The organism is Virgibacillus tibetensis, assembly GCF_036026595.1.
GTDB lineage: Bacteria > Bacillota > Bacilli > Bacillales > Amphibacillaceae > Virgibacillus_P > Virgibacillus_P tibetensis.
The window spans coordinates 37752-59839 of the sequence record NZ_JARZFX010000005.1 but is presented as its reverse complement, the minus strand read 5'-3'; the positions used below and the strand labels follow the sequence as shown (position 1 = coordinate 59839).

General features: G+C 38.6%; 21 protein-coding genes. 14 read left to right on the top strand and 7 right to left on the bottom strand.

Annotated elements, in window-relative coordinates; genetic code table 11:
• Window positions 1–6 precede the first annotated feature (6 nt).
• Entirely contained in the window at window positions 7–324 is a 318-nt protein-coding gene (locus QGM71_RS11770; protein WP_327607751.1) for a DUF3870 domain-containing protein, read from the top strand.
• Between the two features lie 36 nt (window positions 325–360).
• Here the strand turns inward: QGM71_RS11770 and QGM71_RS11765 are convergent, their stop codons facing one another.
• The 4 genes from QGM71_RS11765 to mreBH all read right to left on the bottom strand — a co-directional run bounded on the left by QGM71_RS11765 (window position 361) and on the right by mreBH (window position 5607).
• Window positions 361–1809 (bottom strand): NAD-dependent succinate-semialdehyde dehydrogenase, encoded by a 1449-nt coding sequence (locus QGM71_RS11765; RefSeq protein WP_327607750.1) that lies wholly within the window; start codon window positions 1807–1809, stop codon window positions 361–363.
• Between the two features lie 70 nt (window positions 1810–1879).
• Window positions 1880–3085 (bottom strand): acyl-CoA dehydrogenase family protein, encoded by a 1206-nt coding sequence (locus QGM71_RS11760; RefSeq protein WP_327607749.1) that lies wholly within the window; start codon window positions 3083–3085, stop codon window positions 1880–1882.
• Window positions 3086–3089: 4 nt separating this feature from the next.
• Entirely contained in the window at window positions 3090–4253 is a 1164-nt protein-coding gene (locus QGM71_RS11755; protein ID WP_327607748.1) for a CaiB/BaiF CoA transferase family protein, read from the bottom strand.
• A gap of 346 nt (window positions 4254–4599) precedes the next feature.
• Window positions 4600–5607, bottom strand: coding sequence for a rod-share determining protein MreBH (gene mreBH, locus QGM71_RS11750; RefSeq protein ID WP_327607747.1), 1008 nt, complete (start codon window positions 5605–5607; stop codon window positions 4600–4602).
• A 623-nt stretch (window positions 5608–6230) separates the two neighbouring features.
• Here mreBH and QGM71_RS21920 point away from each other — a divergent pair.
• The 3 genes from QGM71_RS21920 (at window position 6231) to QGM71_RS11735 (ending at window position 8975) form a co-directional block, all read left to right on the top strand.
• Window positions 6231–7055 (top strand): CAP domain-containing protein, encoded by an 825-nt coding sequence (locus QGM71_RS21920; RefSeq protein ID WP_456119842.1) that lies wholly within the window; start codon window positions 6231–6233, stop codon window positions 7053–7055.
• A gap of 233 nt (window positions 7056–7288) precedes the next feature.
• Window positions 7289–8284 (top strand): glutaminase, encoded by a 996-nt coding sequence (locus QGM71_RS11740; RefSeq protein WP_327607745.1) that lies wholly within the window; start codon window positions 7289–7291, stop codon window positions 8282–8284.
• Window positions 8285–8303: 19 nt separating this feature from the next.
• A complete protein-coding gene (locus QGM71_RS11735) occupies window positions 8304–8975 on the top strand; it encodes an SOS response-associated peptidase (protein WP_327607744.1) in 672 nt (223 codons plus the stop codon).
• A gap of 45 nt (window positions 8976–9020) precedes the next feature.
• Here QGM71_RS11735 and QGM71_RS11730 read toward each other — a convergent pair whose 3' ends face one another.
• Window positions 9021–10385, bottom strand: coding sequence for an alanine/glycine:cation symporter family protein (locus QGM71_RS11730; RefSeq protein WP_327607743.1), 1365 nt, complete (start codon window positions 10383–10385; stop codon window positions 9021–9023).
• A gap of 293 nt (window positions 10386–10678) precedes the next feature.
• Here QGM71_RS11730 and QGM71_RS11725 point away from each other — a divergent pair, with 293 nt between their 5' ends.
• Genes QGM71_RS11725 through QGM71_RS11715 form a run of 3 tightly spaced genes read left to right on the top strand, consistent with a single transcriptional unit; the run spans window position 10679 to window position 12339 of the window.
• The gene (locus tag QGM71_RS11725) at window positions 10679–11152 is read left to right on the top strand and encodes a low molecular weight protein-tyrosine-phosphatase (RefSeq protein WP_327607742.1); all 474 of its coding nucleotides are present in this window, start codon (window positions 10679–10681) and stop codon (window positions 11150–11152) included.
• 14 nt (window positions 11153–11166) lie between these two features.
• Window positions 11167–11463, top strand: coding sequence for a YtxH domain-containing protein (locus QGM71_RS11720; protein WP_327607741.1), 297 nt, complete (start codon window positions 11167–11169; stop codon window positions 11461–11463).
• A 36-nt stretch (window positions 11464–11499) separates the two neighbouring features.
• Window positions 11500–12339, top strand: coding sequence for a YihY/virulence factor BrkB family protein (locus QGM71_RS11715; protein ID WP_327607740.1), 840 nt, complete (start codon window positions 11500–11502; stop codon window positions 12337–12339).
• A gap of 52 nt (window positions 12340–12391) precedes the next feature.
• Here the strand turns inward: QGM71_RS11715 and QGM71_RS11710 are convergent, their stop codons facing one another.
• A complete protein-coding gene (locus QGM71_RS11710; RefSeq protein WP_407703022.1) occupies window positions 12392–14335 on the bottom strand; it encodes a heavy metal translocating P-type ATPase in 1944 nt (647 codons plus the stop codon).
• A 205-nt stretch (window positions 14336–14540) separates the two neighbouring features.
• Here QGM71_RS11710 and QGM71_RS11705 point away from each other — a divergent pair, with 205 nt between their 5' ends.
• The 3 genes from QGM71_RS11705 (at window position 14541) to QGM71_RS11695 (ending at window position 17101) form a co-directional block, all read left to right on the top strand.
• A complete protein-coding gene (locus tag QGM71_RS11705) occupies window positions 14541–15413 on the top strand; it encodes a transporter substrate-binding domain-containing protein (protein WP_327607739.1) in 873 nt (290 codons plus the stop codon).
• A gap of 107 nt (window positions 15414–15520) precedes the next feature.
• Complete coding sequence (locus QGM71_RS11700; protein WP_327607738.1) at window positions 15521–16405, top strand: transporter substrate-binding domain-containing protein; 885 nt, start codon at window positions 15521–15523, stop codon at window positions 16403–16405.
• Window positions 16406–16417: 12 nt separating this feature from the next.
• Window positions 16418–17101, top strand: a complete 684-nt coding sequence (locus QGM71_RS11695) for an amino acid ABC transporter permease (protein WP_327607737.1) — start codon at window positions 16418–16420, stop codon at window positions 17099–17101.
• Between the two features lie 61 nt (window positions 17102–17162).
• On the opposite strand, the gene QGM71_RS11690 is transcribed toward QGM71_RS11695, so the two are convergent.
• Window positions 17163–18326, bottom strand: coding sequence for an MFS transporter (locus tag QGM71_RS11690; RefSeq protein ID WP_327607736.1), 1164 nt, complete (start codon window positions 18324–18326; stop codon window positions 17163–17165).
• Between the two features lie 157 nt (window positions 18327–18483).
• On the opposite strand from QGM71_RS11690, the gene QGM71_RS11685 reads away from it, so the two are divergent.
• The 4 genes from QGM71_RS11685 to pdaA all read left to right on the top strand — a co-directional run bounded on the left by QGM71_RS11685 (window position 18484) and on the right by pdaA (window position 22062).
• Window positions 18484–18876 (top strand): OsmC family protein, encoded by a 393-nt coding sequence (locus tag QGM71_RS11685; RefSeq protein ID WP_327607735.1) that lies wholly within the window; start codon window positions 18484–18486, stop codon window positions 18874–18876.
• Window positions 18877–18956: 80 nt separating this feature from the next.
• The gene (locus tag QGM71_RS11680; RefSeq protein WP_327607734.1) at window positions 18957–19751 is read left to right on the top strand and encodes a YfkD famly protein; all 795 of its coding nucleotides are present in this window, start codon (window positions 18957–18959) and stop codon (window positions 19749–19751) included.
• Between the two features lie 155 nt (window positions 19752–19906).
• Window positions 19907–21220 (top strand): Na+/H+ antiporter family protein, encoded by a 1314-nt coding sequence (locus QGM71_RS11675; RefSeq protein ID WP_327607733.1) that lies wholly within the window; start codon window positions 19907–19909, stop codon window positions 21218–21220.
• Window positions 21221–21273: 53 nt separating this feature from the next.
• Window positions 21274–22062, top strand: coding sequence for a delta-lactam-biosynthetic de-N-acetylase (gene pdaA / locus QGM71_RS11670; RefSeq protein WP_327607732.1), 789 nt, complete (start codon window positions 21274–21276; stop codon window positions 22060–22062).
• The last annotated feature ends 26 nt before the right edge of the window (window positions 22063–22088 follow it).

The window sequence follows — 22088 nt, the reverse complement described above, 5'->3', positions numbered from 1 at the left end:
GACAGAATGAATACAGTATTTATTGCGGGGCATGCCAGACTTCCGTCAGGTATGGCTGCTAAGAGCATTTACGAAACACTGACAATTACTGCTGAAATTGATAAAAAATACAGTGTTATTGTAACGGCCAATTGTACGTTAGCAACCGATCACGGCAGAGAGTTTGTACAGCATTTATTGAGAGGTCACAGTTTGCAGGATGGCATTGAGAAACCGGTAGAAGAGGTTAAAAAACATTACTTAGGTAAAGCAGGTAACGCACTTGCTTCTGCATTAAAAGATCTGTACAAGCAATATGAAAGTTATATAAAAGAAGACAATTAAAAATGTCCCATCCATAAATGGATGGGACATTTTTGCTTATTCAATTCCAATCGAAATAAATTTTCTCTCTAGAAATTCATCCATTCCGTGATGGCCGCCTTCTTTACCGATCCCGGATTGCTTAATACCGCCAAATGGCGCTTCTGGAGCAGCAGGAAACACGTCATTTACACCGACAATGCCGTAATCCAGTTTTTCAGAGGCGCGAATAGCACGACTCGTATTTTCCGTGAAAATATAAGCAGCTAAGCCATAGTCTGTATTGTTTGCTTTCCTAAGAGCTTCATCCTCGTCTGTAAATGTTTGCACAGGTATTATGGGACCAAATGTCTCCTCATTCATAATTAACATATCATCGGTAATAGCTGATAAGACGGTAGGTTTATAAAAATGACCTTCTAATGCATCATCCCATTTTTCACCTCCACAGACAACCTGGGCACCTTTACTAACTGCATCCTCGAGATGAGCGTGGACTTTTTCGAGAGCTCTCTCATTGATTAGAGGACCGAGCTCGATCCCTTCTTCCAGGCCATATCCGATCTTAAGCTTCTCAACTTTTTCCTTCAGCATCGAGGTAAACTGCTCAGCAACTGATTCATGGACATATAAGCGATTCGTACAAATACATGTCTGACCGTTGTTTCTAAACTTACTTCCTAATACGAGGGAAGCAGCTTTATCAAGATCAGCATCTTCAAAAACAATACTAGGGGCATGCCCGCCCAACTCGAGAGATAGTTTCTTTATATGGTCAGCACTTTCCCTCATTAAATATTTGCCAACTGCCGTAGATCCCGTAAAGGTAAGCAGTCTAACTTCTTTACTTGTTAGCATGGCATTACCAATCGCTTTTGCGTCACCAGTTACAAGGTTAATAACACCCTGAGGCATTCCGGCCCGTTCAAAAATCTTTACAAGCTCGATTGCTGAAAGGGGTGTTTCAGGAGCCGGCTTTAATACGACTGTGCAACCGGCAGCCAGGGCAGGACCGAGCTTTCTGGTAATCATCGAGGCAGGGAAATTCCATGGGGTAATTGCACCAACAACTCCCACTGGCTTTGGAATTACGAGCAACCGTTTGGATTTTACCGACGATGGGATCCATTCCCCATAGCCTCTGCTTGCTTCTTCTGCATACCATAATAAAAAGCTGGCAGCTCCTTTGACTTCACCAATAGATTCATTTAAAGGCTTTCCTTGTTCTTCAGTAAGAATCTTACCTAAGCGGCCAGCTTCTTCAGATATCAGCTGGGAAGCTTTGTATAAAATGCGGGAGCGTTTCCGGCCTGTCATTTCACTCCAAACAGGAAAAGCAGTTGAAGCAGCCTGAATAGCTTCTTCTGTCTCTTGTGCACCACCATATGACACTTCTGTGATTGCTTTCAGTGTTGCGGGATTATAAATTGTTTCTGTTTTTTCACTATTAACTTCGCGCCATGTACCATCGATAAAAATACTGCTTGTCAGTTTATCATAACTCATGTAAAAACCTCCTTCTGATAAGCATATCGCACCTAAGAACTATCTATCAATCTCAATTGCAGGTTATTTGCTATTTTACTAGTTCTGTATTACCCCACGCTGGAAGCATTTTATTTAATTGTTTATCATTTCGGTAGCCTAATACGTATTCTGCTTGCATAACCGTATGGATCTCACGAGTTCCTTCATAAATAACAGGTGCCTTGGAATTACGCAGGTAACGTTCTACTGGGTACTCATCTGAGAAGCCGTAAGCCCCATGAATTTGTACTGCGTCATCAGCAGATTTATTAGCGAAATCACATGCCTGCCATTTAGCCAAGGAAGTTTCTCTTGTATTACGTTTTCCTTGATTCTTTAGTTCGCCGGCACGGTAAACGAGAAGTCTGCTCATTTGTAGACCAGCTTCCATATTTGCAATCATTTGCTGTACAAGTTGATGCTGTCCGATTTCTTTGCCGAAGGTTTTTCTCTCGTGACAGTATTTTACACTAGCTTCCAGACAAGCCATTATCTGGCCAACTGCACCAGCTGCCACTGTGAATCTGCCATTATCTAAAGCAGCCATAGCGATCTTAAACCCTTCGCCTTCTTCTCCAAGCAGGTTTTCTTTAGGAACTTTTACATTATCAAAGAAAATCTCTCCTGTATTACCAGCACGGATTCCTAATTTTCCCTTTGTTGCTTTTGAAGAAAAGCCTTCCCATGTACGCTCGACAATAAAGGCGGAAATTCCTTTGTGCTTTTCAGAACGACTCGTTGTATATGCAAATACTAAAAAGTGATCTGCTGTATCGCATAGAGAAATCCATGTTTTCTGTCCGTTTAAAATGTAAAAATCACCATCTCTTACTGCTGTGGATTCTAATGCCGACACATCGGATCCAGCAGCAGGTTCGGTAAGACCAAAAGCACCGATTTTTTCACCCTTTGCTTGAGGTGTGAGGTATTTTTGTTTTTGCTCTTCGTTACCCCATTGTAGTAATGTCATGCTGTTTAAACCAGTGTGTACGGATACAGCTGTACGGAATGTAGTATCGCCGCGCTCTAATTCCTCACAAACAATAGCGAGTGAATTGTAGTCCATGCCACTGCCACCATACTCCTCTGGGATACATACACCCATCAATCCAAGCTCAGCAAGTTTAGTTAGGAGAGCAGGGTCAAATTTGCCTTCCCGGTCCCACTGGGCAATATGTGGCATGATTTCTTTATCTGTAAATCCTCTGACAGTGTTGCGCAGCATTTGTTGTTCCTCTGTAAATTCAAAATTCATACGATCATCTCCTAAAATTATTTTTTTTCCCTAATTGGGTTAGTATGTCTTCATTATGCTCACCTGCATCAGGTGGGTGATGCTTAACTGTGACTGGTGTTCGTGATAGTTTTAAAGGACTTCCAATCATTTTGATGGCTCCAGCAGTGGGATGCTCGTAATCGATGAACATATCCCTGGCATGAAGTTGTGGGTCGTTTGCCACTTCTTCAATATTTTGGATCGGCCCACAAGGAATATTGTTCTCATGGCATTTAATTTGCCAGTAAGCTGTTGGTTCTGTAGAAAAGATATCTTGTAATAATGGGACCAAAATCTCTCTGTACTCTACTCGGTCGGGATTAGTCCGAAACCTTTCATCCACACCATATTCAGGCTTACCCAGGATGGAGCACAATGCACTAAACTGATGGTCATTGCCTACTGCAATAACCATTTCTCCATCTAAAGTCTGGAAAGTTTGATAAGGTACAATGTTAGCATGATTATTCCCAAGCGCTGTTGGTATTTTTCCGGACATTAAGTAATTGCTTCCGATATTTACCAGGGAACTTACAGCAGTGTCATATAAGGAAATGTCTAATTTCTGACCTTTTCCGGATACGGTTCTTTCAAGTAATGCACCTTGTATACCAATACAAGCGTATAATCCAGTTAGGATATCAGTTATTGCCACACCAAGCTTCTGAGGACCTGATTCTTCGTCGCCTGTTATACTCATCAGCCCACTCATTGCCTGAATGATGAAATCATATCCAGGCATGTCTTTGTTGGGACCAGTTTCGCCAAAACCTGTGATTGAACAGTACACTATCCTCGAATTAAGTTCAGCTAATGTTTCGTAATCGAGCCCAAACCGCTGCATGGTACCAGACTTGAAGTTATTTATAATAACGTCACTTTCTTTGACTAGTTCTTTAATAACAGAAATGCCTTCGTCTGACTTTAAATCTACTGTAATACTCTTCTTATTTCGATTTGCACAAAGATAATAGGCACTTACATCATTCTGAAAAGGGGGTCCCCATTTACGTGTCTCATCACTTCCCCCTGGCGCTTCCACTTTAATAACTTCTGCGCCAAGATCACCTAGGATCATCGTGCAATATGGTCCTGCAAGAACTCTGGTCAAATCCAGAACACGAATATTGGCCAATGCACCAGACATTTTTTCACTCCTTTCTGTATGTATATGAGAAATAAAAAAACCAATTCAAATTAATTACAGGTAACTGTAATTAAAATTGAACTGGCTTTTATCTGTTGGAACAGACCTGGAATTGGTTCTGTAAACAGATTAGGCAGTATAATTTATTCATAAGAGGATCATGTGTTATAAATGGGAGTCCATTCTGAAACATGATTCGTTACTTTACATTGTATTGTATTCCGAATAATTTGTAAACGTTTTCTTTCTAAAAAAGTAAAACTATTTTAAATCAGCAACTCTGTTAGCCTTACCAATTAAACAAGCTCATGCATCGAAAGATACATGAGCTTTAAAAAGTACTGGGCTACTTCGTTGCTTTTTGTAGTTTGTCGATCATTTTAAGTGCTCTTCCAGTACCGATTGCTACAGATTCCAAGGGGTTTGGAGCAAGATGTACGGGAACATCAATTTCATTGGCAAGCCATTCCTTCATTCCATTTAACAGGGAGCCTCCACCAGTTAACACAATACCGTGGTCAACAATATCCCCACTTAACTCAGGTGGGCAGCTTTCCAAAGTAGAACGGATCGTTTCTAATATTTGTTCCAAAGATTCCTTTAATGCAGAGAATATTTCAGTAGAGGTAACAGTAATTGTCTTAGGTAAACCAGTCACCATATCTCTACCGCGTATTTCCATCGTCTCTTCTTTATGGTTAGGATGTGCATATCCTATTTCCATTTTGACATTTTCAGAGGTTCGCTCACCTATTAAGATATTGTAATGTTTACGAACATAATGGATAATCTCTTCATCCATTTTATCTCCACCGATGCGAACGGAATTACATGAAACGACACCGCCAAATGATATAATCCCAACTTCTGAAGTTCCTCCACCGACATCCACAATTACGTTTGCTACAGGCTCATCAACTGGTAAGTCTGCCCCAATAGCAGCTGCCACAGGTTCTTCAATTAAGTGGACTTGCTTAGCACCGTAACTTGTAACAGCATTATGGATAGCACGTCTTTCAACCGAGGTGCTTCCAGAAGGGGTACAAACGACAACCGTAGGCTTTCTTAAAGACATACCCATTTTTTTACTAACCTTTTTCAAAAATTCTTTAAGCATTTGTGCAGTTACATCATAGTCAGCTATTACACCATCCCTTAATGGACGTATAGGGATAATATTCTGTGGTGTTTTTCCGACCATTTCCTTTGCTTCAGAACCCACCGCTACTACCTGTTTTGTATTTACATCAATTGCTACAACTGATGGTTCATTTAGAACGATACCTTTTGATTTTGAATATATAAGAATATTTGCAGTTCCTAAATCGATTCCAATTTCTGCAGTAGATAACATAATTTATGATCCTCCAATGATGACTAGTTTCATTATAGTATTACTAGTACTAATTATAATTTCTGGGGGTAGATATACAAGAGACACATTATGGTAATAGACTTATTACGACAAGGGTTTCTTTATAAAGTAAAACATTACTCCAGCAGAAATTAAGTAACAGTTTCTTTACAAATTAGCGCGCATTGTAATATTTCAGTGTGATTTATAACGATGTCAATAGAAGATTAATAGAAATATATTCCGTGGTGATTAACTTTTTCCTAATTACCCGTTTTAAGGTTTTATTAAACATCAAACATAATAAGGCTTAGGACATTGGTTGAAGAAATTAGAACCTGCTAATCTATCATGGGAAACCCTGCCATAATTATTACAAAAAAGACATGCTATGATAAATATGCAAAAACAAACCAAAAGGAGAGTGCAATAGCATGTTAAAGAAAATAAGTATAATTATGGCGTTATCCTTTACATTATTATTTGGAGGAGCTTTTCAAACGTCTGTAGATGCATCTGCAAAAGATCAGCCACAGAGCTTATCATATAATATCTTGTATTCACTAAATGGGTATTGGAGTACTATTTCACTAGATATAAACAATCTTCTAAGCAAATTCAACATGGAATGGAAAAACTTCAATCATGCCAATAAGATAGAGCAAAAAGAAGAACAACCGAAACAAAAAGAAGAAAAACCAGCTAAAGAAGAACAACCGAAACAAAAAGAAGAAAAACCAGTAAAAGAAAAACAACCGAAACAAAAAGAAGAAAAACCAGCTAAAGAAGAACAACCGAAACAAAAAGAAGAAAAACCAGCTAAAGAAGAACAACCGAAACAAAAAGAAGAAAAACCAGCTAAAGAAGAACAACCGAAACAAAAAGAAGAAAAACCAGTAAAAGAAGAACAACCGAAACAAAAAGAAGAAGAGCCAGCTAAAGAAGAACAACCGGAACAAAAAGAAGAAGAGCCAGTAAAAGAAGAACAACCGGCTAAGCAACCAGAAGCACCAGTACAGCAACAACCTGTACCACAAGAACCAAACCAAAATCAGGGTCAATCAGAACAATTAAATCAGTTTGAACAAGAGGTTGTCGAGTTAACAAACCAGGAAAGAGCAAAGCAAGGGTTAAGCGCACTGAAAATTGATACAGAACTGAGTAAAGTGGCACGTGAAAAATCACGTGATATGGCAGCAAATAACTACTTTGCACATAATAGTCCAACTTACGGTTCACCATTTGATATGATGCAAAAATTCGGCGTTTCTTACCGCACTGCTGGTGAGAACATTGCCAAGGGTCAACGAACTCCAACAGAAGTCGTAAATGCATGGATGAACAGTGATGGTCACCGCGCAAACATCTTAAATGGTAACTTTACCCACATTGGAGTAGGGTTTGTTGAGCAAGGAAACCACTGGACACAACAATTTATTGGAAAATAGAACAGAACAATGGTAGAGAGATTAGCCTTTTGGGCTAGTCTCTTTTTACATAGAAAGAACTTATTTCCTTATTCCTTTACCTTAATAGTTGCTACTTAACCGTGTATCCTTTATTTTGATTATATACAAAACAAATTACAGTGGCCTGTATTCGAGAAGGGAATAATGGGCAACGATTGATCAATTATCGAAATTATAAAAACATACGCATACTATAGTAGTGAGGTGACGGTATGGTTCAAGGTGCAGCTAATTGGAATACTGAAATTACGGAAGATTGGTTACAAAACTATGTTGATGACTGGGTGTCGTTCTATCGTAAGCAGACATCAGAAGGGGAAGTAGCATCGTATATCCCAATTCTGAAAGAAGCAAATCAGGATCATTTAGGAATAACGATTTTAGGCAATAACGGGATGACAATCAATTCTGGAGATGTAGATGTTCCATTTACAATACAAAGTATATCTAAAGTACTCAGCTTCATTGTAGGATGTATGGAGAGAGGTGTCTCGTATATGCTGGATCGCGTTGATGTGGAACCTACAGGAGAAGCATTCAACTCCATTATGCATTTGGAAATGAGGCAGCTGAAGAAACCTTTCAACCCTTTTATTAACGCAGGGGCTATAACAGTGTGTTCGATTTTAGATGGCAAAACATCGGATGAAAAATTGGAGCCATTATTTGAACTGTTAGAGAAAATGCTCGGTTACCGGCCTGCATTAAATGTTGATGTGTATGAGTCAGAAAGAGATTCTTCTATGCGAAACCGTGCAATTGGCTACTATCTATTAGAAACAGGCTATTTAGAATCAGATCTTAATATTACATTAGAGACATATTTCAAACAATGTTCTATTGAAGTTACGGTTGAAGATTTGGCAAAGATAGGTATGATTCTTGCTAATGACGGAGAGGACCCCAATTCCAGAGATGAACTCATTCCCCGGCAGGTTGCTCGACTGGCAAAAGCATTAATGCTGACGTGCGGGATGTATGATGCATCTGGTAAATTTGCAGCATATGTCGGGGTTCCGGCAAAAAGTGGTGTGTCTGGTGGAATTATTGCGGTTTCCCCACCACGCGTACGTGAAGAAGAACTACCTTTCATTGATGGATGTGGAATAGGAGTATTCGGCCCGGCATTAGATGATAAAGGAAATAGTATTGCAGGAATTAAATTATTAAGACATATCGCTAAACAATGGGATCTGAGTATATTCTAAACGCAGGGAGAGTGAATTTATGTGTGGAAGGTATACATTGCTTGCAGATGAATTAGAAATAATAAAGGAATTCGATCTGCAGCAGCATATTGATAGCTATCAGACTAGCTATAACATTGCACCTGGGCAGAATGTGTTAGCCGTTATTCATGATGGAAAGCAGAAGCGGGCTGGATATTTGCGTTGGGGGCTTGTCCCTTCGTGGGCAAAGGATGAAAAGATAGGTTATAAAATGATCAATGCCAGAAGTGAAACGGCGCATGAAAAACCAAGCTTCAAAAAATTAATGGCTCGGAAAAGATGTTTAATTATAGCTGACAGTTTTTATGAATGGAAAAAAACAGAGCAGGGAAAACAACCGAAGCGAATACAATTATCTAACAGGAAATTATTTGCTTTTGCTGGTCTGTGGGATAAGTGGGAACAACAGGAACATGAGCTTTTTACATGTACGGTACTGACGAAAGATGCAAATGAATTTATGCGCGATATTCATCATCGAATGCCTATTATTCTTCCTAAAGATAAGGAAGATGAGTGGATTAAGCCGCAGAATCAGCAGCCGATAGAAGCACATCAATTCCTGCAATCCCTTACAGATGAAAAGTTTAATGCTTATAATGTTCCAATCTATGTAAATTCGGCAAAAAATAACGATGCGACGTGCATCGAGCCCATCGCATCAACTTAAAGAACAGAGAAGTTTGACCGAAACACTTCCGGCCAAACTTCTCATTTATGATGCCCTGCTAGCTCTTTCTGCTTTTTCTTGTTCTTTTTCTTCCTTTGCTACCTTTAAGAATTTCTTCGTTTCATACACTACTACTCCTGATAGACCTAATAAACCAATTAAGTTAGGTGCTGCCATTAGAGCGTTCATGATATCGGAGATACCCCATACAACATCAAGCTGCTCAACCGCGCCGTAGAAAACCATGGCAACGAATACAACACGATAATATGGTACTGCTTTATCACTAAACAAGTAACCGAAGCATTTCTCTCCATAATAAGACCAACCAACTAATGTTGAGAATGCAAATAGAACGATTCCAACCGTTACTATCATACCACCAGTGTCACCTAAAAACGCAGTGAATGAAGCTGCTGTTAAATCCCCACCAGACAAACCATCCGTGTACATATTTGCCATTACAATGGTAATACCAGTAATGGAACAAACAACGATGGTGTCTATAAATACTTGAGTCATTGAAACAAGTGCTTGACGACCAGGGTAATCAGTTCTGGCAGCGGCGGCAGCAATTGGTGCTGAACCTAAACCGGCTTCGTTGGAAAATACCCCACGAGCTACACCATACCTGATTACAGTACCTAGTACACCACCACCAAGTGCACTTCCAGTAAACGCGTCGGAAAATATTAAACCAACCGCGGCAGGTACGAGATCAAAGTTCATAATCATAATGATCAGTCCGCCGAGAACATAAAAGGCGGCCATAACCGGCACGAAAAGTGCTGTAACACGCCCGATACTTTTAATGCCTCCAAGAATGACTAAACCAACTAAAATAGTAAGTATGATACCAGTTAACCAGCTTGGAACATTAAATGACCGTTGTAATGCATCCGAAACAGAATTGGATTGAACCATATTACCTATACCGAATGCAGCGCTTGCCCCGAATATGGCGAACAAAACACCCAGCCATTTCGCTTTCAGTCCTTTTTCCAGGTAGTACATCGGGCCGCCGGACATTTCACCTTTGCTGTTTACAACTCGATACTTAACAGCTAAAATTGCTTCGGCATATTTTGTGGCCATTCCGAATAATGCAGAAAGCCACATCCAAAATACGGCTCCCGGCCCACCTAATACGACTGCAGTTGCTACACCAACTATATTACCAGTTCCAATGGTGGCTGCCATAGCAGTGGTTAATGCCTGGTAGTGACTAATGTCGCCTTTGGATTTCTTGTCTTGTCTTGCTGGACTGAATGCAAGCTTTAAAGCATACGGGAGCATGCGAAATTGCAGAAAGCCCAAGCGGATCGTTAAGTAAATTCCCGTTCCGACAATAAGGATTAGTGTGGGGGGACCCCAGACAAAAGCACCAATCGCATCAATGATATCGTTCATCTTCTTGTTCCTCCTTTATAATTTAGTTTGTATCTATATTAAATATTCCGAAAAATCCAACGAAAAGTCAAGCATTTTTTAAAATATTTCATTATAATTATTTGCTAACTCATAAAATCAATGGTAGATTTTACTACTAAAGAGCATAGAATTCCTGTGCCTATACCATTCTATGTTCTAACTGATATAAATAGGACGTAAAACCTAAATTTAACTTGATTTATCTTTCACGAGTAAAACTTTGCTTAGGACCCGCCAAGTTGCTTATAATATATGAAAGCAGGTGATTAACTATGATTCGTGTGTTGTTTGTTTGTCTAGGTAATATATGTCGTTCACCAATGGCTGAGGCAGTATTTCGTGATATAGTGGAGAAAGAGAATTTATCAACTGAAATTCAAGTGGATTCAGGGGGGACTGGTGGGTGGCATACTGGTAAGAAGCCACATCAGGGAACCAGGGACTTATTGGATAAAGAAAGGATATCCTGCGAGGGCTTAGCAGCACGACAAGTGAAGAAAAGCGATTGGGATGATTTTGATTATATTATTGCAATGGATGATCAAAATATTACAGACCTTCATGGTATTCGAAAAGAAGATGGAGCTGTTGTTATTGCAAAGCTCATGGATTTTGTTAGCGAACCCGAAGAGGTGAATATACCGGATCCCTATTATACGGGCGATTTTATGTACACTTACAAGCTGGTTTCTGAGGGATGCAGTAATTTACTGAACTATTTAATAGAAAAACATACTATTTCATAAAGGAGAGAATGTCGATGGGAAAACGTAAATTAGTTTTAGGAATTTTAGCTGGAGCTGTTGTGGGAGGATTAACTACTTTGTATGATAGAGAGACTAGAGCGTATACGAGGTATAAATTATCAACAATGAGGTCAAGATCAAAGTATCTAATCAAAAACCCGTCTAAAGCAGTGCATAATATGCGTACTACATTTGACACATTAAACCAGAATTTTACCAGCGGAGTTGAAAGTGTTATCAATGTATTGGAACAAGTTGAAGAAACTTTTGAGAAGGTGACTAATAAAAATGAAGGTTCAAGAATAGACTAAAGGAGCTAGTAACTTAATCATGGGAGTGTGTCTTTATTGGGAAATACACTAGTATTTGCAAAACAGTTATACCAAAAAATTCTGGATGTGGATGTATTTGGGTTAGCTGCACAACTGGCTTATTTTTTTCTATTGTCACTCTTTCCCTTTTTGTTATTTTTGCTCACGATAGTAGGTTACCTTCCTATTGAGGAAATAGAAGTTATTGATTTTATCAGTACCTACGCCCCAGCACAGATAGTAGAATTAATTGATACTAATGTCAGTCAATTGGTCACACAGCAGAATGGTGGGCTGCTATCATTCGGAATTATTGGTACATTATGGGCTGCCTCAAACGGAGTCAATGCACTAATGAGAACATTTAATCGTGCTTATGAAGTTAGTGAGGATCGATCCTTCATCATGTCCAGGTTAATAGCGATAGTTCTTACATTTGCCATGCTGGCTGTCATCGTTATAGCTTTCCTTTTACCGATATTTGGAAGAATGATTGGTATTTATATATTTTCACTGTTTGGCTTGTCAGAAGGATTTCTGACTGTTTGGGAAACCATGCGTTGGGTAGTATCTTCCATCGTGTTTTTTGTTGTATTTATGGCGCTATATAAACTGGCACCAAATAAGAGGATTTATTTTAAAAATGCAGTATGGGGAGCAGTATTTGCAACTATATTCTGGCAAATATCATCTCTGGGCTTTTCCTATTATGTGAGCTCGATAGGAAATTACTCTGCAACTTATGGAAGCCTTGGAACTGTTATTGTTCTCATGATCTGGTTCTATCTTTCTGGCATTATTATTATGACTGGAGGTATAATTAACGCCGTAATAAGAAAAAACAATTTAATCGGTAAGAAAGAAATACTTGATTAATTGCCTTGTCGATGAAAAATGAAGAATTAAAATAGCTGCCCAATCAGGGCAGCTATTTTAATAACCGTAAACCATTTAAGATAACTAAAATTGTACTTCCCTCGTGACCGATAACGCCTAGTGGCAGGTCAATTACCTGAAAGAAATTTGATGAAATAAGAACCAAGATAACACTTAACGAAAAGATAACATTTTGTTTAACAACTTTATTCATGCGGCTGGATAGGTTAATTGCGTTGAATAACTTGGATAAGTCGTTTTTCATTAAGACAACATCTGCAGTCTCTAATGCTACGTCGGTCCCTTCCCCCATGGCAATGCCAACATTCGCACTTGCTAAAGCAGGAGCATCATTAATGCCATCTCCAACCATGGCTACATTGCCATAGTCCTTTCTTAAATCCTTAACATGCTTCACTTTTTCCTCTGGCAGGCAATCAGCAATGTAATGGTCAATCCCAGCTTCCCTGGCTAGGGATTTAGCAGTTAATTCATTATCTCCAGTAAGCATAATGGTGTGAATGCCATGCTTCCTTAGCATCGTGATTGCCTTTTTAGCATCTTTTCTAATGGTGTCCTTTAAAGCAAATACAGCTAGAATCTCCTCATTCATTTTAGCAAAAACAACTGTTTTCCCTTGTGCTGTCAATGCTTCGGAAATTCCATTATGAAAGTTAGCCGCTGCTTTTCGACCTACAAAATCAGGTTTACCAATTTCCCATTTTTCATTATTTATCACCGCAGTTACACCATTTCCGCTAACTGTCTTCATTTCCAATACATCAAACTCATGCGTGATCCCTTTATTTTCATTACTGTATTTCGTAATTGATTGAGCAAGCGGATGGGTTGATTCTCTTTCAATAGCGCCAACGATCTGCAGTATTTTATTTTCGTCATAATCGTGATGAAAATAAGTATCTGTAACGATTGGTTTACCATTTGTTAATGTACCTGTTTTATCAAAGGCTATGGCTTTAACATGACTTAGGTTTTCAATATGAACGCCGCCTTTGAATAAAATACCGCTTTTTGCGCTATTAGATATTGCTGATAGTGTTGCTGGCATAATAGAAGCTACAAGAGCGCATGGAGATGCAACAACCAACAGGATCATTGCCCGGTATATACTTTCAGACAATGTCCACCCAAATAATAAATAAGGTAAAAACATCATTACTGCTACAACTGCCAGAACCGTTTTTACATACTTACCCTCAAACCTTTCAATGAATAGTTGAGAAGGTGACTTTTCATCTTGTGCGGATTGCACCATCTGAATAATTTTTTGGAAGAGGGTTTCATTTGCTTCTGTAGTTATTTGTACTGATATAGAACCATCAAGTGCAACTGTACCAGCAAAAACTTCCTGATCATTCCCCTTACTTACAGGGATAGACTCTCCGGTAATAGCACTTTCGTCAATTGCGGTAGTTCCTTTAATGATTAAACCGTCTGCGGGAATTCTTTCACCTGCACGAACTAGAATAATTTCATTAACCGCAAGTTTGGATACCGGAACAATTTCTTCCCGGCCATCTTTGATGCGTAAAGCTTCTTCGGGCTGCAGGTCCATGAGCGATGATATCTCCTGGTTGCTCTTGTTCAGCGTATATGTTTCAAGGGCTCCTGATAAAGCAAATATAAAAATAAGGATGGCACCTTCAGTCCAATAGCCAATAGACGCAGCTCCAATAGCTGCGAATACCATCAGCATTTCTACATTTAATTCTCTATTTGCAATGGTTTCTGAAATACCCTCTTTCGCTTTTGCATAACCCCCAACCACAAAGGCTGTCAAATGAAAAGTGACCCAGAAAAATGGAGAAAGGTAATCGCCTAAAGCCCATGTTATCAGAATAAGTAAGCCACTAAAAATTGCAGCAATCAGTTCTCTGTGTTCTTTAATTTTCATCAGTAGATCAGTAGCAATATTGGTTAAAAATTGATTTGTCTCCATAGGTTTTAGAATTTTTCCTTCTGTATCTACAGACATTTATACGCCCCGCTTTCTATTATAAGTATGTTAGTTACGTTGAGAATGATTATTATTTATAATTATTATAATTTAGTATCTATTATTATATTAACATGGAACTAAGTAAAGTCAAGGTAAGTTTTGAGACTTATTTTTTTGAATAAATTAAAAATAACTGTTACAATTAATAATGGAATTTAAATATAACAATAGAGGTGTAGGAATGAAAAAGTATATAATATTTCTGTTTGTTGTTGTAAGTATCATGGTTTTAAGTGGTTGCGGAGGTTCTGTTGAAGAGGATAACAGTTCAGAAGGGTCTAATGTAACAGATGAAAAATGGTCAGAAATTAATGAATCTGAGGAATTAGTTGTAGGAACTGCCGGTACCTTATTCCCAGACTCTTACTATGAAGGAAAAGATGGAGATCAGGATAATTTAACGGGTTACAGCGTAGAAGTTGCACGGGAAATCGGTGAGCGTTTAGGTTTGGAAACTAAATTTGAAGTTATGGGTTTTGATTCTATGTTAACCGCTTTAAATACAGGTCGTGTTGATATTATTTTAGCAGGCCCCCGCGAAGAAAGCAGGGAAAAGTTTCTATTTAGTGACCCAGTGAAGTACTCTTATTCAACAATGATTGTCAGATCTGAAGATCATTCCGGAATAGATACTCTTGAGGACTTGGAAGGGAAGAAAGCTGGGGGCGCAGCCAGCACTGTGTACAGCGATATAGCCAGAAAGTATAATGCTGAAGTAATTACATATGGTAACGCTCCCAATGAGGCTTACTTACGTGACGTTCATAATGGACGAACGGACCTGATTATCAATGATTATTATTTGCAATTGATGGGACTTACTGAATTTCCCGATTTAGATATTGAGCTGCATCCAGATTTGAAATTTCATCCTACAACGAATAGTGTTGTGATGGATAAAGAGGCCACTGTTTTCCTGGAGAATGTTAATGAAGCAATTGCCTCAATGAAAGAGGACGGGACACTTGCTGAATTATCCAGTAAATTCTTTAATGGCAATGATGTCTCACAGGAACCAGATGAGGATATTATTAAAATAGAAGGTATTAACTAGAATTAGTGATTGATTTTTAACGAAATTTTAATTGATTGGACGTCTGTAAGTAAACTGTTACAATTAATTATGGATTTAATATAATAAATAGATAGAGGGGAATTCAATTGAAAAAAATATATTTTGTTTATATTTTACTTGTACTCATTGTTTTATTGAGTGCCTGTGGTAATGCAGATGAAGACACTAATACGAACAACGAGCCTGGAGAAAATAGCGAGGATACTAAGTGGGCAGAGATTGAAGATGCAGGTGAGATTGTTGTTGGTACTTCGGGGACGTTAATTGCAGCTTCTTATTATGATGGCGAGGAAGAAAGCGAAGATCAGTTGACCGGGTATGATGTTGAGGTTATGCGCGAGGTTGCTAAACGCCTTGATTTAGATATTTCATTTGAAATTATGGGTATTGATAGCATGCTGCCAGCTATTAAAAGTGGAAGAATTGACGTAGCTGCAAATGACATTGAAACAACTGATAAAAGAAAAGAAGAATTTAATTTCAGTGAACCCTACAAGTATTCTTATTCAACAATGGTTGTAAGAGAAGCTGATAATTCAGGAATCGAATCATTGGAAGACCTAGATGGTAAGAAAGCAGGCGGCGGAGCAACGACGATTTACAGTCAAATTGCTGAACATTACGGTGCAGAGGTAGTTACATATGGTAACGCACCAAATGAAGCATACTTACGCGATGTTCATAACGGCAGAACAGATGTGGTTGTAAACGATTATTATTTATCTAAATTTGGTGTTGGCGGCTTCCCGGATTTTGATATTCATTTGCACCCTCATTTGAAATTCCATGCTACGGAACAATCTGCTGTAGTAGCTAAGGGAGCAGATACCCTGACAGAGAAGTTTAACGATACGTTAACCGATATGCGGGAAGACGGTACATTATCTGAACTCGCAAAGCAGTTCTATCAAGAAGATGCCTCTCAAAAGCCAGAAGGTGAAATTGAAGAGATAGAAGACTTAGACCTTTAGGGAGAAATGATCATGAATTTTAATGGGTTTGATTTTGGAGGGCTGTTTGACATAGAGTTAGCGCTGGAAAGCTTGCCATTTGTGCTGGGCGGCTTGCCAATGACATTGCTCGTTTCAATATTAAGCATGGGAATCGGTTTGGTATTAGGATTATTTCTCGCTCTAGCCAGAGGCTCTGATAAGATTATACTGCGCTGGCCTGCGCGGGTGTATATATCATTCATGCGTGGCACACCCATGTTAGTGTTCTTGTTCATTCTCTACTTCGGGCTACCTGTTATAGGTATAGAATTTTCGGCACTTGCAGCAGCAACGCTTGGATTCGGTTTAAATAGCGCGGCGTATATAGCGGAAATAGACCGTTCTTCGTTAAACAGTATAGACAAAGGGCAATGGGAGTCGGCAAAAGCTTTGAACATAGGCTACTGGCAAGCATTGCGTAAAATCATTTTGCCCCAGGCTACCCGGATTGCGGTCCCGCCCTTAACTAATGTATTTATGGATATTGTAAAGGCAACATCGTTAGCTGCAGTTATAACTGTGCCTGAACTTTTCCAGAAAACGCAGATTGTGGCCGGTAGAGAGTTCGATGCTATGACCATGTATGTATTGGTAGCAATGATTTACTGGCCAATATGTGTGGCTATTGCGTTTATGCAGGACCGGTTAGAAGAACGATACAGCAGATTTCTTTAAAACGAGACACTCCAAGCGAGTGTCTCGTTTTAAATAGCAGGAACATAAGGCCGATAGATTATCATTTCATCGCTATTTGTTTATCCTTTTGAAAGTAGATGGCTCCTATTATTAGAAGAAGTATTACAATTATCAAGTAGAAAAATGACGTACCAGGGAATAGTTCCAAATAAATCCCACCTAAAAAAGGGCCGCTTATACTTCCAAGACTGAAGGTAATACCAACCATGATATTTCCAGCGGGGAGAAGAGGTTCTGGAAGTAAATCCGTCATGTAAGAGATGCCTAATGAAAAAAGAGAGCCGACAAACATACCTGCAATGGTAAATGTGATAAATAAAGCCAATACCGAGGTCTCTAAAAAAGCGGTGAAAATAAAACAACCTGTACCACCAACCAACACAAATAACAGAATTGCTTTTCTACCAAAGCGATCGCTTAAAATACCTAATGGTAATTGAGTTATAAGGCTTCCTGCAGCAAAGCAGGGAATAATTAATGATAGGATATTTACATCATGGCCAATACGTAGCCCATAAATCGGAAATATGCTATGTAAGGATGCTTCTAAGAATCCGAATGCAAACCCAGGTAACAAGGCTACCCAGGCAATTTTCCCGGTTTGAACAAATCTTCCAACTGAAGTTGCAGCTGTAACTGTACCGCTATCCTGCTCGGGCCATTTATTGCGAACGAAAAACATCGAAGACCATACTAGCATACTTAGCACAGCTGAGATGAGAAATGGAAGTGCTTCATTTACAGATAAGAGTCTTGTCATTAACGGACCTAAAGCAAACCCTAAGCCAAAAAACAGACCGTAATAGGCAATATTCCTGCCTCTTGTTTCTTTTGCTGCTGTTGTAGTAATCCATGTCTGTGTACCAAAATGAAGCATATGATCACCAATACCGACCATCATGCGCAGGATAAACCAGAACCATAAAGCCTCCCAGAAGGGAAATAAAGCCAGGGAGATAAATACAAGCATCCCTCCAACAATAATTACCGGTTTAAAACCGTATTTTCGCATAGGCTTTTCCATAAAAGGAGAAGCGAGCAGTACTCCAACATATAAACCAGTTGCATGCAACCCATTAACAGAGGATGAAACGCCACCTTGTTCTAAAATAATGGCAAGCAGCGGTAATAACATACCTTGTGAAAATCCTGAAATCGTTACAAGAGCTATTAAAATCCAAAACCTAGTTTTTACTGAAACCATATTCTTACCCCTTGATGTAGCAATATCTTGTTATTAATCTAAATGGTTTAAGCTGAAAGGTCAATAGTTGTAAACGGTTATTAAGTAAAAAAGAGGTTATGATTGTATTATTAGAGGAAATAGTAAGATATGAAGAAATGACATGGAGGGAAATTAAATGGATTTTTTACTTAAGGAAAATGGTATGAGAATTAATTTTGAATTTGGTGAGTTGGATATTTCGGGGAACGAAGATTATGGTTTTCGCCCGTTTCAACTTATGGTGGCTTCTATAGTAGGCTGCAGTGGATCCGTTTTTCGAAAGATTTTAGAGAAACAGAGGACAGAAATAGAAGATATGAAAATTACTGCAGAAGTAGAAAGAAATCCTGAAGAAGCAAATCGAATTGAACGGATTTCACTCAAGTATACGATTAAAGGATACCACTTGGATCCAGATAAGTTATATAAAAATTTAGAAGTAGCCCGAAGAAATTGTTCAATGATTCGTTCTGTCGAGGATAGTATAAAGATTGAAGAGACTATTGAGAGAATTGAACTAAGCATGTAATTGCTAAAAGCATAAATAAAACAAGAGGTATAAAATTCATGTGTCTGAAAAAGCTATACTAAAAGAAGGGAATTGGACACATGAATAGAAACAGGTATTACCTTATCGTATTATTTGTATGTATTATACTACTTCCAGCCAGTAGCTTTGGTGAAGAAAAAGAAAAGCCGAAAAGCGAATATGAAATCCCAAGTCATGTTTTGAATATTTCTAAGGAGAATACATTTCCAAATTCAACGGAGGATCAAGAAATAGTGGAGCCTAGTGAATTAACAAAAGAATTAATTAATGACTTAGAGGTTCCAGTTGAGAACCCCGATTTAATAAAAATGCTGAATGAAACAACCCTTAAACCATCCCCGTTGGCTATAGGGTATCGTGGGATGGTCTATGTTGGCCGTTGGGCACTTAATTACAGCTCTTTAGACACGACAATAAATTGGGAGTTTCAGCCGATAAATATGAATGAACTGAACAATCAAGGCGGGGACAACAGCCAAAAAATGAATTATGTTCAGCAGGAAGAAAAAGAGGTTAAAGGCGCGTTAACTAATAAGATAACAAATCCAGCAGACATAAAAAAAATGATGTTATTAAAATCCAAAGAAAAAACAAAGCTTCCCCTATCTTATCAAACAGTAATTGGACATAATACAAAAAAGGACAACTCTTATAATGTACCAGTTCAAAAATATGCTACATTACAGGCATATGCTCCTGCTGTTAATGAAAAAGGTCAGGTTACCTTTGGAGAAGTTTATATCGAATTAAGAGGATCAAAGAAGTCTATTGTGCTTAAAAATGTTACGAAGCAGGGAATTGGTGCCTGGATTCCAATTCAAGATCATATATCCTTTTCATTTCAATTAAAGTAAAAGAAGAATAATTGCCCCTGTAGCGTAACAGCCTGCAGGGGCAATTTTAATTTTTATAACAAGGGTTGATTTTTTTGCTTTAATGCTTTATCATGATGAAGTATTAAAGTGATTTATTTAAATAATAGATAAAGATATAGGAAGGGGATACGAAGATGGGTTGGGTTGTAGTAGTATCAGTTTTAGTCATGACAGTTCTTAGTTTACTACGAGTAAATGTAATTATTGCAATAATTATTGCTGCTCTATCTGCAGGTTTGATGGCAGGGTTATCCGTTGTTGAATCGATTGATATGCTAGTTAGTGGGATGGGAGGACAGGCAAATACTGCATTGAGTTATATCCTGCTTGGCGCATTTGCTGTAGCCATAAGCTATACAGGAATTACTGCTATTCTAGTTAACTATCTTATTCGAACGTTGACAGGTAAAAAAACGATGATGCTCCTGGCAATAGCTGGGGTAGCATGTTTATCACAAAATTTAGTACCTGTGCATATTGCTTTTATACCTATATTAATTCCGCCATTGCTGAAACTGTTTGATGAGATGCGTATGGATCGCCGTGCAGTTGCAGTTGCATTAACGTTCGGCCTAAAGGCACCATATATTATGGTTCCAGCTGGATTTGGTCTGATATTTCATGGAATACTTGTGGATGGAATGGTACAGAATGGCTCAGCGCTAACAAAGGGAGAAGCGGCTCTATCTATGCTCATTCCAGGTTCTGGTATGATTGTAGGGCTGTTAGTGGCATTATTTATTACGTACAGAAAAAATAGGGATGCTGTTCCTGAAGCAGGCGGAACGGGGTCCATAATAACAGCTCCGGCGTCTACTAAAAATGTTACCTTTACTAAACAGCATCTTTTAACTATTATTGCAATTGTAGCAGCATTGACTGTTCAATTAATTACGGAGAATTTAATAGCCGGAGCATTAACAGGCTTGATCTTAATGTTTCTGTTCATTGCAGTTCCATTTAAGAGCGGTGATAAAGTAGTTTCTGATGGAATTAGCATGATGGGAACCATTGCATTTGTAATGCTAGTTGCATCGGGTTTTGGAACTATTCTTAGTGAAACAGGCGCAGTTGATGGATTAGTAGAAGTATCGTCAGGTTTTCTAGGTAATAATAAAGCTGCAATAGCACTAATTTTATTGCTTGTTGGTTTGGTTGTAACGATAGGAATTGGTTCATCGTTTGGTACGATACCAATTTTAGCAGCATTATTTGTACCGATATGCATGGCTGCTGGATTTTCACCAATGGCAACAGCGGTACTAATCGGGACTGCTGGAGCGCTAGGAGATGCAGGTTCACCAGCTTCAGATAGTACGTTGGGGCCTACATCTGGTTTAAATGCTGATGGGAAACACAATCACATTTGGGATACATGTGTACCAACGTTTATTCATTTCAATATTCCTTTAATACTTTTTGGTTGGGTTGGTTCATTAATTCTATAAATGCATAAAAATAGCGGATTTGGAAAAGGTAAGATAAAAATAGGTGGGATATTATGAAAAAATGTATGGTTATATCAATCATTGTTTTTCTTATCTTTTCTATAGCTTCACCAGCAGGAGCTGCAAGTGGTTATGGGTGGGGCTTCAAAAAGAACGGTAACCACGAAATACCGTACATCGGAAGCTATAAGAAAATGCTGGAGAAATATGGCGCATACTATGCCGATCATTCTGGAGAAAAGAATATTTATTTAACATTCGACAATGGGTATGAAGAAGGCTATACAGATGACATATTAGACGTTCTGAAGGCAGAGGCTGTACCTGCAACATTTTTTGTAACGGGTCATTACGTAAGCAGTCATCCTGAGCTTGTTCGTAGGATGGTGGATGATGGCCATATTATCGGCAATCATTCCTACCATCACCCTGACTTTTCAATCTTGACAAAAGGTGCTATGAAGAAGGAATTAGAAACCTTAGAGGAAGCTGTCGCGGAGGTTTCAGATCAAGATGATTTAAAGTACTTGAGACCACCCAGAGGAATTTTTAACGAACAATCATTGGAATGGTCAAATGACCTTGGGTATATTCATATTTTTTGGTCGTTGGCATTTATTGATTGGGATACTGCTAAACAAAAGGGCTGGAAGTATGCGTATGAACAAATTATGGATCAAATGCACCCAGGGGCAATCATGCTGCTTCACACCGTCTCTTCCGACAATGCACAGGCGCTTCAGAAACTTATTACCACATTGAAAAAAGAGGGATATAGCTTTAAAAGCTTAGACGATTTAATACTTAAGGATATGGTCTCGAAAGACATTTATGGATACTAATAAAGGTTGACTCGAATTCTACCGAG

Coding starts and splice junctions, on each gene's coding strand:
- QGM71_RS11770 (WP_327607751.1), top strand. CDS start 7: ATGAATACAGTATTTATTGCGGGGCATGCCAGACTTCCGTCAGGTATG.
- QGM71_RS11765 (WP_327607750.1), bottom strand. CDS start 1,809: ATGAGTTATGATAAACTGACAAGCAGTATTTTTATCGATGGTACATGG.
- QGM71_RS11760 (WP_327607749.1), bottom strand. CDS start 3,085: ATGAATTTTGAATTTACAGAGGAACAACAAATGCTGCGCAACACTGTC.
- QGM71_RS11755 (WP_327607748.1), bottom strand. CDS start 4,253: ATGTCTGGTGCATTGGCCAATATTCGTGTTCTGGATTTGACCAGAGTT.
- mreBH (WP_327607747.1), bottom strand. CDS start 5,607: ATGTTATCTACTGCAGAAATTGGAATCGATTTAGGAACTGCAAATATT.
- QGM71_RS21920 (WP_456119842.1), top strand. CDS start 6,231: ATGGAATGGAAAAACTTCAATCATGCCAATAAGATAGAGCAAAAAGAA.
- QGM71_RS11740 (WP_327607745.1), top strand. CDS start 7,289: ATGGTTCAAGGTGCAGCTAATTGGAATACTGAAATTACGGAAGATTGG.
- QGM71_RS11735 (WP_327607744.1), top strand. CDS start 8,304: ATGTGTGGAAGGTATACATTGCTTGCAGATGAATTAGAAATAATAAAG.
- QGM71_RS11730 (WP_327607743.1), bottom strand. CDS start 10,385: ATGAACGATATCATTGATGCGATTGGTGCTTTTGTCTGGGGTCCCCCC.
- QGM71_RS11725 (WP_327607742.1), top strand. CDS start 10,679: ATGATTCGTGTGTTGTTTGTTTGTCTAGGTAATATATGTCGTTCACCA.
- QGM71_RS11720 (WP_327607741.1), top strand. CDS start 11,167: ATGGGAAAACGTAAATTAGTTTTAGGAATTTTAGCTGGAGCTGTTGTG.
- QGM71_RS11710 (WP_407703022.1), bottom strand. CDS start 14,335: ATGTCTGTAGATACAGAAGGAAAAATTCTAAAACCTATGGAGACAAAT.
- QGM71_RS11705 (WP_327607739.1), top strand. CDS start 14,541: ATGAAAAAGTATATAATATTTCTGTTTGTTGTTGTAAGTATCATGGTT.
- QGM71_RS11695 (WP_327607737.1), top strand. CDS start 16,418: ATGAATTTTAATGGGTTTGATTTTGGAGGGCTGTTTGACATAGAGTTA.
- QGM71_RS11690 (WP_327607736.1), bottom strand. CDS start 18,326: ATGGTTTCAGTAAAAACTAGGTTTTGGATTTTAATAGCTCTTGTAACG.
- QGM71_RS11685 (WP_327607735.1), top strand. CDS start 18,484: ATGGATTTTTTACTTAAGGAAAATGGTATGAGAATTAATTTTGAATTT.
- QGM71_RS11680 (WP_327607734.1), top strand. CDS start 18,957: ATGAATAGAAACAGGTATTACCTTATCGTATTATTTGTATGTATTATA.
- QGM71_RS11675 (WP_327607733.1), top strand. CDS start 19,907: ATGGGTTGGGTTGTAGTAGTATCAGTTTTAGTCATGACAGTTCTTAGT.
- pdaA (WP_327607732.1), top strand. CDS start 21,274: ATGAAAAAATGTATGGTTATATCAATCATTGTTTTTCTTATCTTTTCT.